Annotated in this window: 19 protein-coding genes; 9 read left to right on the top strand and 10 right to left on the bottom strand. The window is 60.1% G+C overall.

The genetic code is table 11. The features are described from left to right. The first annotated feature begins 97 nt into the window (after nt 1-97). Genes AB5Y95_RS16530 through AB5Y95_RS16515 form a run of 4 tightly spaced genes read left to right on the top strand, consistent with a single transcriptional unit; the run spans nt 98 to nt 3,331 of the window. Nucleotides 98-769, top strand: a complete 672-nt coding sequence (locus tag AB5Y95_RS16530; RefSeq protein ID WP_368161600.1) for an SDR family oxidoreductase — start codon at nt 98-100, stop codon at nt 767-769. A 10-nt stretch (nt 770-779) separates the two neighbouring features. Beyond that, complete coding sequence (locus AB5Y95_RS16525) at nt 780-1,955, top strand: MFS transporter (protein WP_368161599.1); 1,176 nt, start codon at nt 780-782, stop codon at nt 1,953-1,955. A gap of 43 nt (nt 1,956-1,998) precedes the next feature. Then, the gene (locus AB5Y95_RS16520) at nt 1,999-2,448 is read left to right on the top strand and encodes a VOC family protein (protein ID WP_042008750.1); all 450 of its coding nucleotides are present in this window, start codon (nt 1,999-2,001) and stop codon (nt 2,446-2,448) included. Nucleotides 2,449-2,479: 31 nt separating this feature from the next. Then, nucleotides 2,480-3,331: a glycine betaine ABC transporter substrate-binding protein gene (locus AB5Y95_RS16515; protein WP_368161626.1), complete on the top strand. Its 852-nt coding sequence runs from the start codon at nt 2,480-2,482 to the stop codon at nt 3,329-3,331. A 58-nt stretch (nt 3,332-3,389) separates the two neighbouring features. Here the strand turns inward: AB5Y95_RS16515 and AB5Y95_RS16510 are convergent, their stop codons facing one another. The 5 genes from AB5Y95_RS16510 to rlmB form a co-directional block, all read right to left on the bottom strand. Then, complete coding sequence (locus tag AB5Y95_RS16510; RefSeq protein WP_368161598.1) at nt 3,390-4,226, bottom strand: EamA family transporter; 837 nt, start codon at nt 4,224-4,226, stop codon at nt 3,390-3,392. Between the two features lie 116 nt (nt 4,227-4,342). Continuing rightward, the gene (locus AB5Y95_RS16505; protein WP_010635120.1) at nt 4,343-5,203 is read right to left on the bottom strand and encodes a DMT family transporter; all 861 of its coding nucleotides are present in this window, start codon (nt 5,201-5,203) and stop codon (nt 4,343-4,345) included. A 218-nt stretch (nt 5,204-5,421) separates the two neighbouring features. Next, nucleotides 5,422-5,871 carry a GNAT family N-acetyltransferase gene (locus AB5Y95_RS16500; protein ID WP_005308863.1) on the bottom strand — a complete coding sequence of 150 codons (450 nt, stop codon included), beginning with the start codon at nt 5,869-5,871 and terminating at the stop codon, nt 5,422-5,424. Nucleotides 5,872-5,928: 57 nt separating this feature from the next. Then, nucleotides 5,929-6,495 carry a Crp/Fnr family transcriptional regulator gene (locus tag AB5Y95_RS16495; RefSeq protein WP_368161597.1) on the bottom strand — a complete coding sequence of 189 codons (567 nt, stop codon included), beginning with the start codon at nt 6,493-6,495 and terminating at the stop codon, nt 5,929-5,931. 10 nt (nt 6,496-6,505) lie between these two features. Further along, nucleotides 6,506-7,255 carry a 23S rRNA (guanosine(2251)-2'-O)-methyltransferase RlmB gene (gene rlmB / locus AB5Y95_RS16490; RefSeq protein ID WP_017780253.1) on the bottom strand — a complete coding sequence of 250 codons (750 nt, stop codon included), beginning with the start codon at nt 7,253-7,255 and terminating at the stop codon, nt 6,506-6,508. Between the two features lie 610 nt (nt 7,256-7,865). On the opposite strand from rlmB, the gene AB5Y95_RS16485 reads away from it, so the two are divergent. The 4 genes from AB5Y95_RS16485 to AB5Y95_RS16470 all read left to right on the top strand — a co-directional run bounded on the left by AB5Y95_RS16485 (nt 7,866) and on the right by AB5Y95_RS16470 (nt 10,685). Further along, on the top strand, nt 7,866-8,126 hold the full coding sequence (locus AB5Y95_RS16485) for a hypothetical protein (protein WP_368161596.1): 261 nt from the start codon (nt 7,866-7,868) through the stop codon (nt 8,124-8,126). Between the two features lie 128 nt (nt 8,127-8,254). Further along, nucleotides 8,255-8,974, top strand: a complete 720-nt coding sequence (locus AB5Y95_RS16480; protein ID WP_268031672.1) for a hypothetical protein — start codon at nt 8,255-8,257, stop codon at nt 8,972-8,974. 105 nt (nt 8,975-9,079) lie between these two features. Beyond that, nucleotides 9,080-9,754 carry a hypothetical protein gene (locus AB5Y95_RS16475; protein WP_368161595.1) on the top strand — a complete coding sequence of 225 codons (675 nt, stop codon included), beginning with the start codon at nt 9,080-9,082 and terminating at the stop codon, nt 9,752-9,754. Between the two features lie 109 nt (nt 9,755-9,863). Next, entirely contained in the window at nt 9,864-10,685 is an 822-nt protein-coding gene (locus AB5Y95_RS16470) for a hypothetical protein (RefSeq protein ID WP_368161594.1), read from the top strand. 373 nt (nt 10,686-11,058) lie between these two features. On the opposite strand, the gene rnr is transcribed toward AB5Y95_RS16470, so the two are convergent. Continuing rightward, nucleotides 11,059-13,452: a ribonuclease R gene (rnr, locus tag AB5Y95_RS16465; protein WP_201881988.1), complete on the bottom strand. Its 2,394-nt coding sequence runs from the start codon at nt 13,450-13,452 to the stop codon at nt 11,059-11,061. A gap of 134 nt (nt 13,453-13,586) precedes the next feature. On the opposite strand from rnr, the gene AB5Y95_RS16460 reads away from it, so the two are divergent. Further along, nucleotides 13,587-14,609: a GGDEF domain-containing protein gene (locus AB5Y95_RS16460; RefSeq protein WP_026139011.1), complete on the top strand. Its 1,023-nt coding sequence runs from the start codon at nt 13,587-13,589 to the stop codon at nt 14,607-14,609. 61 nt (nt 14,610-14,670) lie between these two features. On the opposite strand, the gene luxS is transcribed toward AB5Y95_RS16460, so the two are convergent. Genes luxS through AB5Y95_RS16440 form a run of 4 tightly spaced genes read right to left on the bottom strand, consistent with a single transcriptional unit; the run spans nt 14,671 to nt 17,823 of the window. Beyond that, entirely contained in the window at nt 14,671-15,180 is a 510-nt protein-coding gene (gene luxS, locus AB5Y95_RS16455) for an S-ribosylhomocysteine lyase (protein ID WP_011704660.1), read from the bottom strand. Between the two features lie 18 nt (nt 15,181-15,198). Continuing rightward, the gene (locus tag AB5Y95_RS16450; RefSeq protein WP_272943021.1) at nt 15,199-15,792 is read right to left on the bottom strand and encodes a transglycosylase SLT domain-containing protein; all 594 of its coding nucleotides are present in this window, start codon (nt 15,790-15,792) and stop codon (nt 15,199-15,201) included. A gap of 60 nt (nt 15,793-15,852) precedes the next feature. Beyond that, nucleotides 15,853-16,191, bottom strand: a complete 339-nt coding sequence (glnB, locus tag AB5Y95_RS16445; protein WP_005308848.1) for a nitrogen regulatory protein P-II — start codon at nt 16,189-16,191, stop codon at nt 15,853-15,855. Nucleotides 16,192-16,200: 9 nt separating this feature from the next. Further along, the gene (locus tag AB5Y95_RS16440) at nt 16,201-17,823 is read right to left on the bottom strand and encodes an NAD+ synthase (protein WP_010635128.1); all 1,623 of its coding nucleotides are present in this window, start codon (nt 17,821-17,823) and stop codon (nt 16,201-16,203) included. Between the last annotated feature and the right edge of the window lie 22 nt (nt 17,824-17,845).

Genomic DNA, 17,845 nt, shown 5'->3' with positions numbered 1-17,845 from the left:
TTAGATTTTGCGGCAATTATCAAAATACACCGTCACATCTATCTTCTCCAGCAGACACAGGCGCGGATCCCCCGCAGTCTCAGAGAGGAACATTGCCATGGCATTTCATCAACATACCCTGTCCCTTGTCATCGGTGGCCACACAGGTATCGGCCGCGCCGTCGCCGATGCCCTGCGCCAGCGCCCCGGTCAGGTCATCGTCGCCAGTCGCAAAAGCGGCCTGGATATCACGGACCAGACCTCAATCGATAACCTCTTGACCGATCTGGGCCAGCTGGATCACCTGGTCATCACCGCCGGTTCCCAGGCGCCTGGTGGGTCGCTGCTCGAGCTGGATCTCACGGCGGCCAAGGCGGCCTTCGACACCAAGTTCTGGGGCACTCTGGCGGTCATTCGCAGCCTTGCCCCGTATATGGCCCCCGGCGGCACCATTACCCTCACCACAGGGTTCCTGGCCCGCAAAACGGTGCCCGGTACCCTGGTCAAGACCACCATGAATGCCGCGCTCGAAGCCGCCGCCAGGCTGCTAGCCCGTGAGCTGGCCCCCATCAGGGTCAACGTGGTCAGTCCGGGGCTGACCGATACCGAGGCCTACGCCGCCATGGCACCCGAGGCGCGAGAGGCCATGCTGGGCCGGGCGGCCGCCAGCCTGCCGGCCGGTCGGTACGGCCGCGCCGAAGATCTTGCCGCCGGCTATCTGCTGGCCATCGACAACCCCTTCATGACCGGCGCCATCATAGATATCGATGGCGGCGCCCTGATCAACTGAGGAGATGAGCATGAAAGAGCCCAACACGCTCCCGGCCCGGATCTGGATCCTGACCCTGAGTGCCTTTGCCATCGGCACCGCGGAGTTCCTGATCGCCGGCATCCTGCCTCAGGTGGCTGAATCGCTGGGGGTCACCACGGGTCAGGCGGGCAACCTCATCACCGCCTATGCCCTGGCCATCGTCTTTGGCGGCCCGCTGCTCACCCTCTGGCTGGCCCGCTTCGAGAAACGTCGCGTCCTGCTGGCACTGATGGTGCTGTTTGTGGTCGCCAACCTGATCGCGGCCTTCAGCACCGACTACGTCACCCTGATCGTGAGCCGCATCCTGGCCGGCCTGACCCAGGGCCCCTTCTATGGCATAGGTGCCGTGGTCGCCACCCGCATGGTGAGCGACAAGATGGCGGGCCGCGCCGTCGGCCAGATGTTTGCGGGCCTGACCCTGGCCAACGTGCTGGGCGTGCCGGCGGGTGCCTGGATAGGCAACGCCTTCGACTGGCATACCACCTTCCTGGTGGTCGCCGGGCTGGGTCTGCTCTCCATGCTAGCCATCGCCCTCGTCATCGAGCGCCAACCCAGGGAGAACGCCACCTCCATCAGCCAGCAGCTCGCCGCCTTCCGCAGTTGGAACCTACTGGCCAGCCTGCTCTTTACCGTACTGGGCTGGGCCGGCTTCATGACCCTCTATGGCTACATAGCGCCGCTGGCAGAAGAGGTGGCTGGCTTCGAACGTTCCGCCATCACAGGCGTGCTGGTGGTCGTCGGGCTGGGCCTGGTGCTGGGCAACAACATCGGCGGGCACAGCGCCGACCGCAATCTGCGGCGTTCCCTGCTGGTGTGGCCACTGCTGACCATTCTGGCCCTGCTGCTGGTCGGCGTGGTGGAGCACTACACATGGCCTTTCCTGATCGCCACCTTCCTGTTTGGTGTGGCCACCTTCGCCAATCTGCCCGCCATGCAGATGCGGGTGATGAAATATGGCCGGCAGGCCCCGGAGCTGGCGGCCACCGCCAACATCTCGGCATTCAACATCGCCAACGCCTTGGGCGGAGTGATCGGTGGTGCCGTCGTCGACAGTCAGCTGGGACCGGCTGCCCTCCCCTTCTTCGCGGCGCTGGTACCGGCCCTGGGGCTGCTGTTCATTCTGACCCAGGAGCGAAGAGGCCGGCCAAAGGCCCTGGCCTGCTAGGCGACGACCCCTTCACCCGCATTCCGAGCCGACAGGAGGCCATATGACCATACATGCCATCGACCACGTCACGCTTCGCACGGATCAGCTGGAGCAGACCATAGCGTTTTATCGCGATGCCATCGGCCTGCAGGAAGGGGGGCGGCCCCCCTTTCCTTTTCCGGGTTGCTGGCTCTACGCAGGAGGGCGCCCCCTGCTGCACATCGTTGCCAACACCCAGGGCGAGGGACTGACCGACTATCTGGGGAAACGGGAGACGGAGCAAGGCAGCGGCTGCATCGATCACATCTCGCTGAGCGCCTCGGATCCTGTAGAGACGCAGGCTCGCCTGCTGCGACTGGAGGTACCCTTCGTCAGCCGGGTCATCCCGGAGCGCAACGAGCTGCAGCTCTTTCTGAGGGATAACAACGGGGTGCCGGTCGAGTTGCTCTTTACCCAGACGGACATCGACCAGCACGACAACCCGCCGACCGGGGGAGATAGGGATGAGTAACAGACGACACTTCATCAAAAGCGCGATTGCCATGGGCACCCTGGCAGTGGCGGGGCGGGCCTTGGCAAGCCCTCGCACCCCCTCGGGCCAGGGCGCTGGCCCCCAGCTCAGGCTCGGCATCACGGATCTCTCATTCCACCGCATGACCGGGGCCCTGGTGACTGCCGTTCTGGAGCAGCGGGGCTACCGGGTCACCCGCAGCCACGCCCCCCATGAGGCCAATTTTGAACGGCTCGCCAGCGGCGAGATCGATCTGCTGGCCTCCGCCTGGCTGCCTGCCAGCCACGGCATCTACAAAGCCGAGGTCGAGAAGCGGGTGGCCGTGCGTGAGCTGGGGCTGCACTACCAGCCCTATGCCCTGTGGGGCGTCCCTGAGTATGTTCCCGTCGATCAGGTGGCCGAGGTCGCCGACCTGCTGCGCCCCGAGGTGAAACGGCGCATGACCCCGCAGATCCAGGGGATCGGGCCGGGGGCTGGCATCAGCCGCTTCTCGCGGGAGATCATGAAGGTGTACGGGCTCGAGCAGGCGGGTTACCGCTTCCTGAACGGGACACAGGAGCAGTGTCTGGCCGCCTTTGAGCAAGCCGTGGCCGAGCAACGCTGGGCCATCGTGCCCCTGTGGCGCCCCCAGTTCCTGCACGCCATCCATCCCATCCGTGAGTTGAAAGAACCCGGAGGGCTGCTGGGCGGGGTCGACAGGGCCGTGCTGCTGATACGGGAGGATCGCCTGGACAAACTGGACGGCGCCACCCTCACAGCGCTGGACAAGCTGCGCTTTGGCAACGAGCTGATAGAGCGCCTCGACTATCGGGTCAGCCGGCTCGGCGAGCCCCTCGACCGGGTCGCCCGGGAAGCCATTGCCGCCTTGCAGCAACCAGCCTGATGTCGCCGCCGCCGGCATCCAGGTCGGGGGCGGCCGTCAGCACCGAGGGGGCAGGCCCCTAGCCGAGGCGGATCAGCAGGATCCCGCCCAGGATAATCAGGGCGGCCAGCAGCCTGACCCGCCCCAGCGTCTCCCCCAGCCAGCCCCAGGAGAGCAGCACCGCAAACAACACGCTGCTCTCGCGCAGGACCGCCACCAGGCCGATGGGTGCCTTGGTCATGGCCCAGATGACGATACCGTAGGCCAACAGCGACAGGGCGCCACCGATGGCGCCGCTGCGCCACGCCGCAGGCCCCAGCTCGCGCCAGGCGGTGCGGTTCTGCCAGCGCATCAGCAGCGGCATCATCAGCGCGGTGAGGGTGAACAGCCAGAGGGTGTAACGCACCGGCTCGCCGGCCGAGCGGGCCCCCGCCCCATCGGACAGGGTGTACGAGGCGGTAAACAGCGCCGTGACAAGCACCGCCTGCAGCGCGGCCGGTGCCAACCGCAGGCCACCGCGCCACGCCATCAGCAGCACGCCGCTCACCAGCACCACGGCTCCCGTCACCGCCACCATTCCCGGTACTTCACCCAGCAGCAGGGCACCAAACAGCAGGGTCACCAGCGGGGCACTGCCCCGGGCCAGAGGATAGATCTGGCCGAACTCACCCAGCCGGTAGGCCCGGCCGAGAAACAGGCAGTAGCCGCAGTGCAGCAGGATGGAGAGTGCCAGCCAGGGATATTCGGCCGCCACCGGCCAGCCCACCAAGGGGAGAAAGGGGGCGGCAAACAGACCGGAGCAGAGGGAGACCAGCAGGACGCTGACGCGCCCCTCGGCCTGGCGCTTGGCCAGCGCATTCCAGAGCGCGTGCAGCAAGGCAGCCAGCAGGATGGCGGCAAAGATGGTTGGGGTCACGACAGGGTTCCGATAGCAACAGGCCGCCCAGCATACCCGGTTTGCCCGGCCATGACAGAGAGCGGCCTCATAAGATGCCTGTTTTTCTCATCCGGCAGCCTGCTGCCGGTCTGGCCTCAGCGCAACCGGCGCTGCCAGTGAATGGCCAGCAGGATGAAGCTCACCCCGACCCAGAGGTTCCACGCCGGGATCTCGCCAAACAGCCAGACCCCCAGCAGCACCACGAACATCAGGCCTGAGTACTCGGTCGCCGCAATGCGGTTGGCCTCCACCTGACGATAGGAATAGAAGCAGCTGGCGTGATAGAGCAACTGCATGACGCCGCTGCCGCCGATCAGCACCAGCAGCCGCCAGTCCACCGGCTGCCACTGACCTACCGCCAGACCCGCGGTCAGCGGCATGGCCAGCAGGTTGGCCCAGAACAGGGTCGCCACCACCGAGATCCCGGCCGGCAACTTGCGTCCCGTGATGTTGAACAGCGCCAGGGTGAAGGCGGTCACCAGGGCGCCCAGCCCGGCCAGATGGAAATCCCCCGGCCGCAGCACGAACACTACCCCGAGCAGCCCCATGCCGCTCAGCAGCCAGACTCTGGGGTGGATCTTCTCCTTGAGCAGCCAGGCCGCCAGCGGCAGCGTCAGCAGCGGGGAGACATAGAAGATGGCGTTGGCCGTGGCCAGCGGCAGCTGGGTCAGAGCCAGCATCATGCCACCGCCGCCGAGCAGGCAGAGGTGGCCGCGCAGCAGGTGCCACTTCCAGGCACCCAGCCCCCAGGCCGAGCGCGGCACACGCAGCATGAAGGGCAGCAGCACCAGCAGGGTCAGCAGCTGGCGCAGGAACATGTATTGGAAGGGGCTGAAACCGGGGCCGATCAGCTTGACCAGCACGTCGGAGAAGGCCTGGGCCAGATTGCCCAGCACCAGGGTGATGATGGCGAAGGTTTGCAGGTCCAGTGCGAACCGCTTGCGCAACAACTCCATCAGCGACAACCGCTCGTGTGACGAACGCAAATAAAATGGCTCAACGGCTCAATCGCTGAATCTTGTTCTGCATTAATGGGGTAAAAGACCATTTTTAAAACCTATCCATCAACTGTTGCCGATTAATCACTCAGAGGGTACCCACTAACATGGCGCCAGGCACCCGTTTTCTTTACTACCTCAAGACATAATAATTTCATTGTTATGCCTAAAAGGCATTAAGAGGAGCTCATGCCGATGTGGGGAATGTCATCTTCCAGATAGGGTTCCCCCACGGCGGTGAAGCCGTGACGGCCGTAGAAGCCCTGCAGGTGCGCCTGAGCCCCGAGATAGATGCTGACCCCGGGCCACAGCCGGGCACACTCCTGCAGTGCCTGCTGCATCAGACGGTGGCCCAGGCCATCGCCTCTCGCCTCGGGGGCGGTCACCACCCGGCCGATCACCACCTGCTCACTCTTGGCCACCCCGGGCGCCATCAGCCTGGCATAGGCCACCAGTGCCCCATCCTGCCAGCCGAGCAGGTGCAGTACGTCGGGGCGCTTGTCGACACCGTCCAGATCGAGAAAGACGCAGGTCTGTTCCACCACGAAGACCCGGGATCTCAGGGTGAGCAGTTCATAGAGTTCGTTGACGTCGAGTTGTTCGAAAGATTTGAGAGACCAGTTCATGGGGATTCCTTGCTCATGATGAGAAGGGCAGCATAGCCAGCCGCACGCGGGCCGGCATTAACCTTTGTTAAGATCTTTCAGCCGTTTGCGAATACGGCTCAGGCTGATGGGGGTGATGCCGAGATAGGCGGCGATCTGGTGATCGGGCACCCTGGCCTCCAGCGCGGGAAAACTGCGCAAGAAGTGCTGATAGCGGGCCTGCGGGCTCTCGGTCAAGAGCAGCAGCTCCTTCTCCTCCTTGATGCGCAGCTGCACCGCCAGCAGATGCTGATACCAGGCGGGCCAGCAGGAGAGCGTGCGCAGGTCGGCCAGATTGAACAGCAAGAGCCGACAGGGCTCCAGCACCTCCACGCTGTAGCGAGCCGGCTCGCCGCTGAGCAGGTGGTGGAAGTCGAGGAACTCGTCCCCCTCCCAGTAGAACTCCTTGATGTACTCGCGGCCGTCTGCCAGCACCACCTTGGCCCGCAGCAGCCCCTGCTCCACCATCACCAGCAGATCGGGTCGATCGCCGGCATGCCAGAGGCAGGCACGGGGGCTCAGGGTCAGCGGCCGGGCAAAAGAGAGGAGGCGCGTGACCTCCTGCTCATCCGTGACCCGATCCCGGCAAAACGGGGGTCTGTCCATTCAGCTCGCCTCAGGCGCGGCGCTGGCGCACGGCTTCGAACAGGCAGACGCCGGTCGCCACCGAGACGTTGAGGCTGGATACCGCCCCCGCCATTGGGATGCTCACCAGCTCGTCGCAGTGCTCGCGGGTGAGGCGACGCATGCCCTTGCCTTCGGCACCCATCACCAGCGCCATCGGGCCGGTGAGTTTCGCCTGATAGAGGTCGTGATCCGCCTCACCGGCGGTGCCGACCAGCCAGACGCCACGCTCCTGCAGCTCGCGCAGGCTGCGAGCCAGGTTGGTGACCTGAATAAGCGGCACCACTTCGGCGGCGCCACAGGCGACCTTGCGCACGATAGGGGTCAGCCCGGTGGCCTTGTCGCGCGGCACGATCACCGCATGCACCCCGGCCGCATCGGCGCTGCGCAGGCAGGCACCCAAGTTGTGCGGATCGGTCACCCCGTCCAGCACCAGTAGGAAGGGCTGAGTCTGTTGCTCGGCCAGCTTGTCCAGCAGGCTGGCCAGATCGTGCTCGGCCAGCTTTGGCGCCTCTTTCAGCCGGGCCATGATGCCCTGGTGATTGTTGCCCTCCGCCTTGTCGTCGAGCGTCTTGCGGTTCACGCTCTGCACCTTGAGGCCGAGCGCATCCAGCTCCGCCAGCAGGGGCTGCAGCCGCTCATCGTCGCGGCCCTTGAGGGCCCACACTTCGATGAAACGCTCCGGCTCGCGCTCAAGAAGGGCGGCCACGGCGTGGATGCCGTAAATCAGTTCACTGCTCATGTTCAAGATCCGTGGTGTCGGGTCGCACCCAGTGCGCCCCAAAGAAAAATGGCCCTACCGGCAGCCTGACCACCATGATGCTGGCGTCGGCACCGGTCGCTAAATGATGGCGCATCATACCAGAGACTCCGCTCCCTAGGGAGTTCAGCCAAATTCCTTCGCCTATGCCAAGCATCCCAATCCCTGCGGGATTGCCACTATGCGGGGTTTCGCCCTCCCTGCGGGCTGCGGCGAGTGACTTCTTGCTGGCCCAGGAAGTCACCAAGAAGGCCTTCCCCCGCCAATCCGACCGCTGCGCGGTTTCCCTCGGGTCAAGCACAAGGTCGGACGGACCGCCGCAGATGGGGCATCCATGCCACGCTGCGGCTGCGCCATCATCCTGAGGGCGATCCTGACCTTGCGCCCTCCTCTCGGCGGATCACAGGGGGAGCCTATACCCCGCCCCTCTGATGCACTTGCTGTTACCTGAAACTCACCGTATTGGCGCACTACGCCCCCCCCCATGCCAATTAATTTGTTGATCCTGCTCAGGAAATCATCACTCCCCTCTTCTCTCCCCGGTAGCACTCGCTACCATAGCCGTTTGGCAACCGTCTTGTCGGAGTCACCCATGAACCAGACCAGCGAAACCACGCAGCAGACTGGAGGCTGGAATTCAGGGGCGGTAGCCTTACCTGACGGAATGGATAAGCGAGTGGCGCGATCACTGAGCATGATGACGGCCTTATATTCATTTCTGAGCTGTTCACGCAACCGTGGTTTGGTTGCGCCATCCTTAAGCAATCCACGCACTGTTTTTTATACAGTCGTAATGATGGCGAAAAAAGAGGAAATCAAGCGAATACTCTCAGTACGAGAAGCAAGCTGGTAACATTATGATTTAATGATCATTTTCACTTGGCGGCGATAAAAATGTTACGGAGTTATATGGAATTCTCTGCTAACGGATTAGTACCGCCTTCCATCTAATCACTGTTAGATGCACCACGAGGAGTCCCAATGTCAGGCGACAGTCTCCCAGATGAGCTCAAAACCCAAGCAATCGACTACGTCACCTCTGGTGCTAAGGCGGCCCTAGGCGTTGTCCCCTTTGCTGGTTCTCTACTTGCTGAGGTTGCTGGTGCAATAATTCCGAACCAGAGAATTGATCGCATAGCTGACTTCGCATTCAAGCTGCAAGTCAGAATTGAGCAGTTGGAAGAGACTAGAGTGCGCTCTGAGCTAGATGATGAGGAATTCACGGATCTGCTTGAAGAGTCTTTGCGGCAGGCTTCTCGCGCCATCAGCGAGGGACGTCGAGAGTATCTTGCCTCACTAGTAACAAGTAGTTTGACATCGGACGCCGTTAAACACGCCGAATCTAAGCATTTGATGCGTATTCTCGGTGAGCTCAATGACACCGAGGTTCTCTGGCTTCGTTTCTATCACGTACCCGTAATAGATGGTGATAAAGAGTTTCGCAAACTTCATGCTGGAGTGTTCGAGCCTGTAACAGCAGTTATTGGTTCAAGCCAAGAGGAACGGGATGATCATGCGCTGCAGCAAAGTTACAAAGATCACCTAGTTCGTCTTGGGCTAGTATCAGAACGAATAAAGAAGAATCGTGAAGGAACGCCAGAATACGACAAGTTCACTGGAAAACCTGCTGTGAGCTACCGTGAAGCAAGTCCACTTGGCCGGTTGCTACTTAGAAGTATCGGCATGATTACCGATGAATAAGAAGTACATCTAACTAGTAGTTCAAACCGTTCGCTTCGCTCACTGGGAACGGCTAAAGCCGGCCCATTAACCAAACGTTATGTGCTAGTTACGTGAGGAAAGTCTATGCTATCCGAAAAGGCAGAAAGTTTCATTTTGCAATCCATGAAGATCGACCTGCAATCAATAATCGAAAAGCTTGATGAAGAGGGAGTCGCTACTCATAGGAGTGAGATTGAAGGGGCTATAGAAGAATTTATTTATGCCATAATCGGCCAAAGTTCATCGATATGGCAGCATGAGAGCCTCTTACTCGATGCTAGTCCTGCTGAAAATACAATAAACCAGTACGCAACGGACTTAATGGATAAATTTTATAACGAGGAAGCAAAAGTTGTTCTGGACTCATTACGTCACGCCTTCTGCTCATACTCTTATGGTGGTTTACATCAATTATTTACACGACAAGAAAATGAAAATTGGTATCCCAAAGTAATTCTTGATGAAGTGCTTGAGCCGAATGATATAGATGCACTCCCAGATATTGTAAGCCTATATAGAGGCACTGATAGCCAAGAGCTTGAGTCGCAAAAATATGGGCAGTCATGGACGACCAACAAACAAATAGCTCATAGCTTTGCCTTTTTGCACTATCAAGGGCAGCAGTGGTTTGAAGGAGCCAAGCGGTTAATACTTTGTGCTGACATATCCAAACAGCATGTGTATTTCTCAAACCAAACTTGCGAGTTTGAGGTGGTTGTCAATACATCAAAGCTCGTCAACGTACGAGTATGCACATAAGAAATTGCTTAATTTCGTTCCGGCCAAAAAAAGCGTGGCCTGCACTAGACTGCCTACGCTAGGCTGTGGCAGCCAATTAGCAAAGCATTAAATTACTATTAAGGTATCTATGATAGTCGTAATGATTTCATTAGCTGTTGTACTGATGGTTTCGGGTTCACAAATACAGCAGTTACCAATTCCGTACGCAGAAGTTGCCATCGGCTTTCTATTATCAGTCTTTCTCGATTTATTCGTTAAAATTTACGGAATGTATTCTATTCCACGTAAGTACTTAAACGTTTCTATAGATAGTTTCGCAATTCGATTCCTTTTCTCAGTTTGGCTATCGAGTGGTTATACCTTTGCGAAAATTATCAAAGCAATGATAGTACCGTTTAGAGAACAGCAAACCTGTACTGTTGATGATCGGTGTAGTTGTGTGAAGTACTTAAAAGGTATGTTCATCTATAGATCTAATCAGGGGAACTTATTCCTTTCTGTCTTGATACTTGTGTTACTCACAGTTATGGAATTTTGTGGGTTTGAGCTTAAGCAAGTACCCTACGGTGGAGTAATTATTGCGGCTGTAATATTTAGGGTTATCTCAAGAAGTTTTGAGATAACATATGCCTTTACTAAGGATGTATTATCAAAGAATAAAGAAACTAACTCAGATCTTGATAAATACGACAGAGTTAGACTCGCACTCTGTAGTTACATTGAAAACGTGTTGAACTTCGGGGCAGTTTACTACATTTTTTCAAGTGTTAACTCAAACCTAGAGGCTAATGTTGGAACTTCCGTTTTGGAATCTATAGGCACTGCTACCATCTCTAGAGTTCATCAATCAGGCTGTTATTTCGAAAGTGCGCTAGTTAACCTACAGGTGGTGACGACTTTGGCTTTAGTAGTGCTATCTTTAGCTACTTACCTTAGTCGTGAGCAGTAATTTAATAAACTGTTTAGGGGCTGTCGTCTTGAACTGATGGAATTCAGTACAATACCCGCCCCGTTAACGTAAAAATCATCACATCATGTCCACTCCTGCTGAGCGCCGCGTAGCGGCCAATTCAGAGTGGTAATCCCGCAGGGAGTATGCCCCTAACCATAGGCATGGATCTTGGCCGATCTCCGCCGCAGGGCTGAGCCCCTCCCCCACTTCGCTGACCATAAAAAATCCGAACCCCGGTAACAGGGTTCGGATTTTTTTCATCTCAAGACTCTCAGGCTTTTGCAGTGATAACCCGGGCTAAGATACCCCGGGGCCATCAGCCCCTTACGACCTCAGCCCGGGTCGCCGGACCCAGGCCATGGCCGAGAGCTTACCCCTTGGCCTTGTCGCGCGCTTTTTTGCCCGGTCGTCTGTTGCTGGTTTTGGCACGGCCGCCCTTGGCGGATTTGCCGTGGTCCTTGCCCTCTTTCTCTTTGCGTTTGTCGTGGCGCTCGGCGCTCTTGGCCTTCTCCTTCTTGATCTCGGCCATCTTGCGAACCGCCTGCTTGGCGTTCTTGCCGGTGATCTTGAGGGGCTCTTCCACCATCACGAAGTCAATCTTGCGATCGTCCAGGTTCACGCCCATCACCTTGACCCGCACCTTGTCACCAAGACGGTAGCGGCGGCGGAAGTTCTCGCCGATCAGCTGCTGGTGCAGCGGGTCGAACTGGTAGTAGTCGTTGGTGAGGGTGCTGACGTGCACCAGACCGTCGATGTGGATCTCGGCCAGACGCACGAAGAAGCCAAAGCCGGTGACGCTGGCGATGACGCCATCAAACTCGTCACCCACGTGATCCAGCATGTACTCGCACTTGAGCCAGTCGGCCACGTCGCGAGTGGCGTCATCGGCGCGGCGCTCGGTCATGGAGCAGTGCTCGCCCATCGGATCCACTTCTTCCAGCTGGTAGTGGTAGCCACCGCTCGGAGTCCACTTGTGGCGCAGGTTGCCCTGCTGCTCCTTGGCGGTCTGATACTTGATCGCCCGGTGCAGGATGAGGTCGGGATAGCGACGGATCGGCGAGGTGAAGTGAGCGTAGGACTTCAGCGCAAGACCGAAGTGGCCGATGTTGTCGGCCTGATAGATGGCCTGACGCATGGAGCGCAGCAGCATGGTGGAGAGCAGCTCCGCATCCGGGCGCCCTTCAAACTTGGCGGCCAGGTCGGCAAAGTCTTTCGGCTCGGGCTCCAGGCCCCCCTTGAGCTCCAGGCCCAGTTCGGCCAGGAAGTCACGGAAGCCGGTGAGGCGCTCTTCGCCCGGGCGGTCGTGCACCCGGAACAGGGCAGCGGCCTCGTTCTTCTCGATGTAGCGGGCGGCAGCCACGTTCGCCTGGATCATGCACTCTTCGATGATCTTGTGGGCGTCGTTGCGCACGAGCGGCACGATGCGGTCGATCTTGCGCTGGGCGTTGAAGATGAAGCGGGTCTCTTCGCTCTCGAACTCCACCGCACCGCGCTGATGGCGGGCATGCTTGAGCGCCTTGTAGAGGTTGTTGAGCTCTTCGATGTGACCCACCAGCGGCTCGTACTGCTGACGCAGCTTGGGATCGCCATCCAGGATCGCCGCCACCTTGGTGTAGGTCATGCGGGCGTGGGAGTTCATCACCGCTTCGTAGAACTTGTAGCCGGACATGCGGCCGGCGGCGGAGATGGTCATCTCGCACACCATGCAGAGTCGGTCAACCTGTGGGTTGAGCGAGCAGAGGCCGTTGGAGAGCACCTCTGGCAGCATGGGCACCACGAATTCGGGGAAGTAGACGGAGTTGCCACGCTGGTAGGCCTCGGTGTCGAGGGCGGTGCCCGGCTTCACATAGGCTGAGACGTCGGCAATGGCGACCCACAGGCGCCAGCCGCCACCGCGCTTGGCTTCACAGAAGACGGCGTCATCGAAGTCGCGGGCATCTTCCCCGTCGATGGTGACCAGCGGCAGGGCACGCAGGTCGATGCGACCCTCTTTGGCCTTCTCCGGCACCTGTTCGCCGAGACCAGCAACCTCTTTGGTCACCTCCTCGGGCCAGGTGTGCGGAATGCCGTGGGTACGCAGGGCTATCTCGATCTCCATGCCGGGTGCCATGTTTTCACCCAGCACTTCCAGTACGGTGCCGACCGCGTTGAAGCGGGCAGTGGCGCGCTGGTTGATGCGCACGACCACCACCTGGCTCTGGCGAGCACCCTTGTTCTCCCCTTCCGGGATGATGATGTCCTGGCCGATGCGGCTGTCGTCGGGTACCACGAAACCGACGCCGTTCTCGACGAAATAGCGACCGACGATGTCCGCCTCGCGGGCCTTGAGCAGGCGCACCAGACGCGCCTCCTGGCGACCCTTGCGGTCGATCTCGGTGGGCTGCACCAGGGCATAGTCGCCGTGCATCAGGCGCTGCATCTCGCGGTTGTTCAGGAACAGATCCGGGCCACCACCCTCGGGACGCAGGAAACCGAAGCCATCCTTGTGGCCGAGCACATAGCCTTTGACCAGATTCAGGCGATCCGGCAGGGCGTAACACTGGTTGCGGGTGAAGACCAGTTGACCGTCGCGCTCCATGGCGCGCAGACGACGACGCAAGGCTTCCAGCGGCTCTTCTTCGGTCAGCTTGAGGACCTTGGCCAACTCTTCACGGGACATGGGCTTTTCATGGCCCTTGATGAGGTCGAGGATCAGCTCGCGACTGGCGATCGGATTCTCGTATTTTTCGGCCTCGCGTTCGAGGAAAGGATCTTTTTGAGACATAAGCAGGCCTTAGGGTAGGTGGTAACGGCGACATTATATCGGAGGGGGGGGCGAATGGCATCCATCGACTGCCTTTTGGCCAATCTCTCTGTCATACTATGCACAGTTTGCAGTCATGATGAGACATGGAACTCATGAGCAAGGATTCGTTCGCCCAATCCGCCGCCTATCTCAAGCAGGCGGTTCCCCTGATGATCAAGTATCAAATCCCCACCACGCCGGATAATTACACCCTTTGGTATAACTATGTGGCGGCCAGCATGCCCGAGCTCAATCAGGCCATCGATCAGGCCATCAAGCTGCAGGGCACCTGCTCGCTCACCACCTGCGAACGTCTCTATCACCAGCACCTCGCCGCCCAGGATGAGCAGCAGATGGAGGCGATGAAGCTCAACCTGGCCGCCATGGCCAACGAGCTCGGCCACACCATGCAGGATGCCATCTCGGATACCGGCATGTTCCAGGAGATGCTCGACAAGAGTTTCGACCGGCTGAGCCTTATCGATGACGAGGGGCTGAGCCTGGAGGACACCATGGGGATCCTGCGAGATCTGGTGCGCGAGTCGCGGGACGTACGCATGTCGACCATGCACTTTCGCAACCAGCTCAGCAGCGCCGAGAAGGAGATCAAGGAGCTGCGCGAGGCGCTCAACGAGACCCGCAAGCTGGCCAACGAGGATGCCCTCACCAGCCTGCTCAACCGGCGCGCCTTCGATCTGGAGATAGACAGCCTGCTGCGCAGCAAGCAGCCCTTCTCGCTGATCCTCGCCGATATCGACCGCTTCAAAAGTTTCAACGACGAATATGGCCACCTGCTGGGAGATCAGGTACTGCGTGCCTTCAGCAAGCGACTGCGGGAGACCTGCAAGGAGGGCGTCACCGCCTACCGCCTCGGCGGCGAGGAGTTTGCACTACTGCTCCCCATGCGCAACCTGGCGCTGAGCCGCCAGATGGCGGAGAGCCTGCGCCGGGCCATCGAGAAGATGTCGATCCTGGATCGCAAGTCGGGCCGACGCATCGACCACATCACCGCCTCGTTTGGCGTTGGCGAGCACAACGGTCAGGAGACGGGCGACAGCCTGGTCGAGCGCACCGACAAGCTGCTCTACAAGGCCAAGGAGCTGGGCCGCAACCGGGTGATGCCGCTGCCATCCTGAACTCGCCAAACGCAAAAAGGCCGGTCATTGACCGGCCTTTTTCATGTTTGCCATCCCGGGATCAGAGGCTTTTCAGCTTCTCTTCCGGCAGGGCCAGTTCGTCATTGCGGTTGACGCCGATGCCGCGCTCCAGCACGTGGCGGGCGATGGCATGGGCCTCTTCCAGCGAGTGCATGCTGTAGGTGCCGCACTGGTATTCGTTCAGCTCAGGGATCTTGCCCTGTTCCTGCACGGTCAGCACGTCGCTCATGGCGGCCTGCCAGGCAGCGCCAACCCGGGCTTCGTCCGGTGCACCGATCAGGCTCATGTAGAAGCCGGTGCGGCAGCCCATGGGGGAGATGTCGATGATCTCCACCCCGTTGCCGTTCAGGTGATCACGCATAAAGCCGGCAAACAGGTGCTCGAGGGTGTGGATGCCGCGCTCGGAGAGGATCTCCTGGTTCGGCACGCAGAAACGCAGATCGAACACGGTAATGGTGTCCTTGTTCGGGGTCTGCATGGTCTTGGCCACACGCACCGCCGGCGCGGCCATGCGGGTGTGGTCAACGGTAAAACTGTCCAATAACGGCATTTCTGACTCCTGATTTGGTTACCAGAACCAGCCCCCGCTGGAGAGCTGATCCTTGCATTGTCGATACTGGGCGCCGTAGCGCTGGGCGCGAGCCTCCACCTTGCGGGATGTCTTCATCAGCCATCCCTTGCTGCGGTAGCTGCCACGCCGATAGCCACCCCACCCTTCGTGATAGTTGAGATACTGGCCATACGCATCCCACTTGGAGGTGCCGTTCAGCCGCTGGGCCTTGTGAGTGTACCAGCCCATGAAGTCGATGGCGTCGGCAAAGTCATCGCGATCGCTCCAGCTGTTGCCGGTCTCCCGCTGGTAGTCGGCCCAGGTTTCATCTTTGACCTGGGCATAGCCGTAGGCGGAGCTGGCCCGCCCGGTCGGGATGAAGAGGAAATACTGCATCGGCGGCTGGGCATCGTGCACGAAGGAGGACTCCTGATACATCATGGCCATCACCACCTGCACAGGCGTTCCCCACTTCTCGTTCATCTTGAGCGCAGCCTTGTGCCAGTCCGGCTTCTCGCGAAAGATCTGGCACAGGTTTTCCGGCTGGGCCGGCGGCCGGGTACTGCAGGCGGTCAGACCGGCCAGCAGGCCGGCCACCGCAACGAGGCGCATCCAGGACATCAGCGGGCTCGAGTCTCCATTCGTTGGCTCATCACAAGGCTCAGCCATCCGTCAGATGGCGTCTTCGTTCTCTTCGCCGGTACGGATGCGGATGACCCGCTCCACCTCGCAGACGAAGATCTTGCCGTCACCAATCTTGCCGGTGCGGGCGGTGTTCTGGATCGCTTCCAGGCAGGCATCGAGATCCTCGTCCTGCACCACCAGCTCCACCTTCACCTTGGGCAGGAAGTCGACCATGTACTCGGCGCCGCGATAGAGCTCGGTGTGGCCCTTCTGGCGGCCGAAGCCCTTGACCTCGGATACCGTCATGCCGTTGATGCCGATCTCGGCCAGGGCCTCGCGCACATCGTCCAGCTTGAACGGTTTGATGATGGCTTCAATCTTCTTCATGGTGACTCCTTACCAGTTTTGTTTGCCAAACCCGGACGTGATGGGGTAACGGCGATCCTTACCAAAGTTGCGGGCCGTGATGCGGGGCCCGACCGCAGCCTGACGGCGCTTGTATTCGTTGAGATCCACGAGGCGGATCACCTTGCGCACCACCGCCTCCTCGAAGCCTTCCGCCACCATGTCAGCCACGGAGGCATCTTCTTCCACATAGCGCTTGAGGATGGCATCCAGGATGTCATAGGGGGGCAGGCTGTCCTGATCCACCTGGTCCGGTGCCAATTCTGCCGAAGGAGGACGGTCGATGACCCGCTGCGGGATCACATAATCGACGGAATTGCGGTATTCGCACAGCTTGAAGACCAGCGTCTTGGGAACGTCCTTGAGCACGTCGAAACCGCCGGCCATGTCGCCGTACAGGGTGGCATAGCCCACCGCCATCTCGCTCTTGTTGCCGGTGGTCAGCACGATGCGGCGACGCTTGTTGGAGAGCGCCATCAACAGCACACCACGGCAGCGAGCCTGCAGGTTCTCTTCGGTGGTGTCGCGAGCGGTCCCTTCAAACAGCGGCGCCAGCTGGGCCATAAAGCCTTCGAACATGGGCTCGATGGAGATGATGTTGAACTCCACCCCCATCCGTTCGGCCTGCTCCTTGGCATCTTCCACGCTCATCTGGGCGGTGTAGCGGAATGGCATCATCACCGCCTGCACCTTGTCGGCGCCGATGGCATCGGCTGCGATGGCCAGGGTCAGCGCCGAGTCGATGCCGCCGGAGAGGCCCAGCACGGCACCGTGGAAGCCGTTCTTGGTGACGTAGTCGCGCACCGCCAGTACCAGTGCCTGATAGGTCTCGGCCAAGGGTTCCAGCGGCGCGGCGGGTTCCCGCTCCTTCACCGGCTGGCCATCGGCAAAGCGCACCAGCGCCAGCTCTTCGGCAAAGGGGGCCAGCTTGTGGGTCAGCTCGCCCTGGCTGTTGAACACCTTGGAGCAGCCGTCGAAGATCAGCTCGTCCTGACCGCATACCTGGTTGAGGTAGATGAGCGGCAGACCAGTCTGATCGCAGCGCTCGGCCATCAGCTCGCGGCGGATCCAGGGTTTTTCCTGATCGTAGGGCGAGGCATTGATGGTGAGCAGCAGCTCGGCCCCCGCGGCCTTGGCGGCCAGCGCCGGCCCCGGCTGCCAGAGGTCTTCGCAGATGAGCAAGCCCAGCTGATGACCACGGAAGGGGACCACGCAGGTCTCGGTTGCCGCGGTGAAGTAGCGCTTCTCGTCGAAGACCCCGTAGTTGGGCAGATCCTGCTTGAAGTAGCGTGCGACCAGCTGCCCCTGCTCATAGAGGGAGGCGGCGTTGTAGAGCGCCTCCCCTTCACGCCAGGGGTGACCCACCAGAATGGCGCAAGCCCCCTGCCATGCCGCGATGCGGGTCAGCGCGGCCTCCACCCGGATCATCAGATCGGCGCGCAGCAGCAGATCTTCCGGCGGGTAGCCGGTCAGGGCCAGTTCGGAGCAGACCAGCAGATCGGCGCCTTGCCGATCGGCTTCGGCGGCTGCCGCCAGCACCTTGTCACAGTTATCTTCGATGGCGCCTACCGTCAGATTCAACTGGGCAAGCATCAGAGAGAGGGCTTTTGCCATGGCGATGCATCTTGAATTCGAA

The organism is Aeromonas sp. R5-3, from assembly GCF_040908225.1.
GTDB classification, from domain to species: domain Bacteria; phylum Pseudomonadota; class Gammaproteobacteria; order Enterobacterales; family Aeromonadaceae; genus Aeromonas; species Aeromonas dhakensis.
This window is presented reverse-complemented; position numbering and strand designations above follow the sequence as displayed.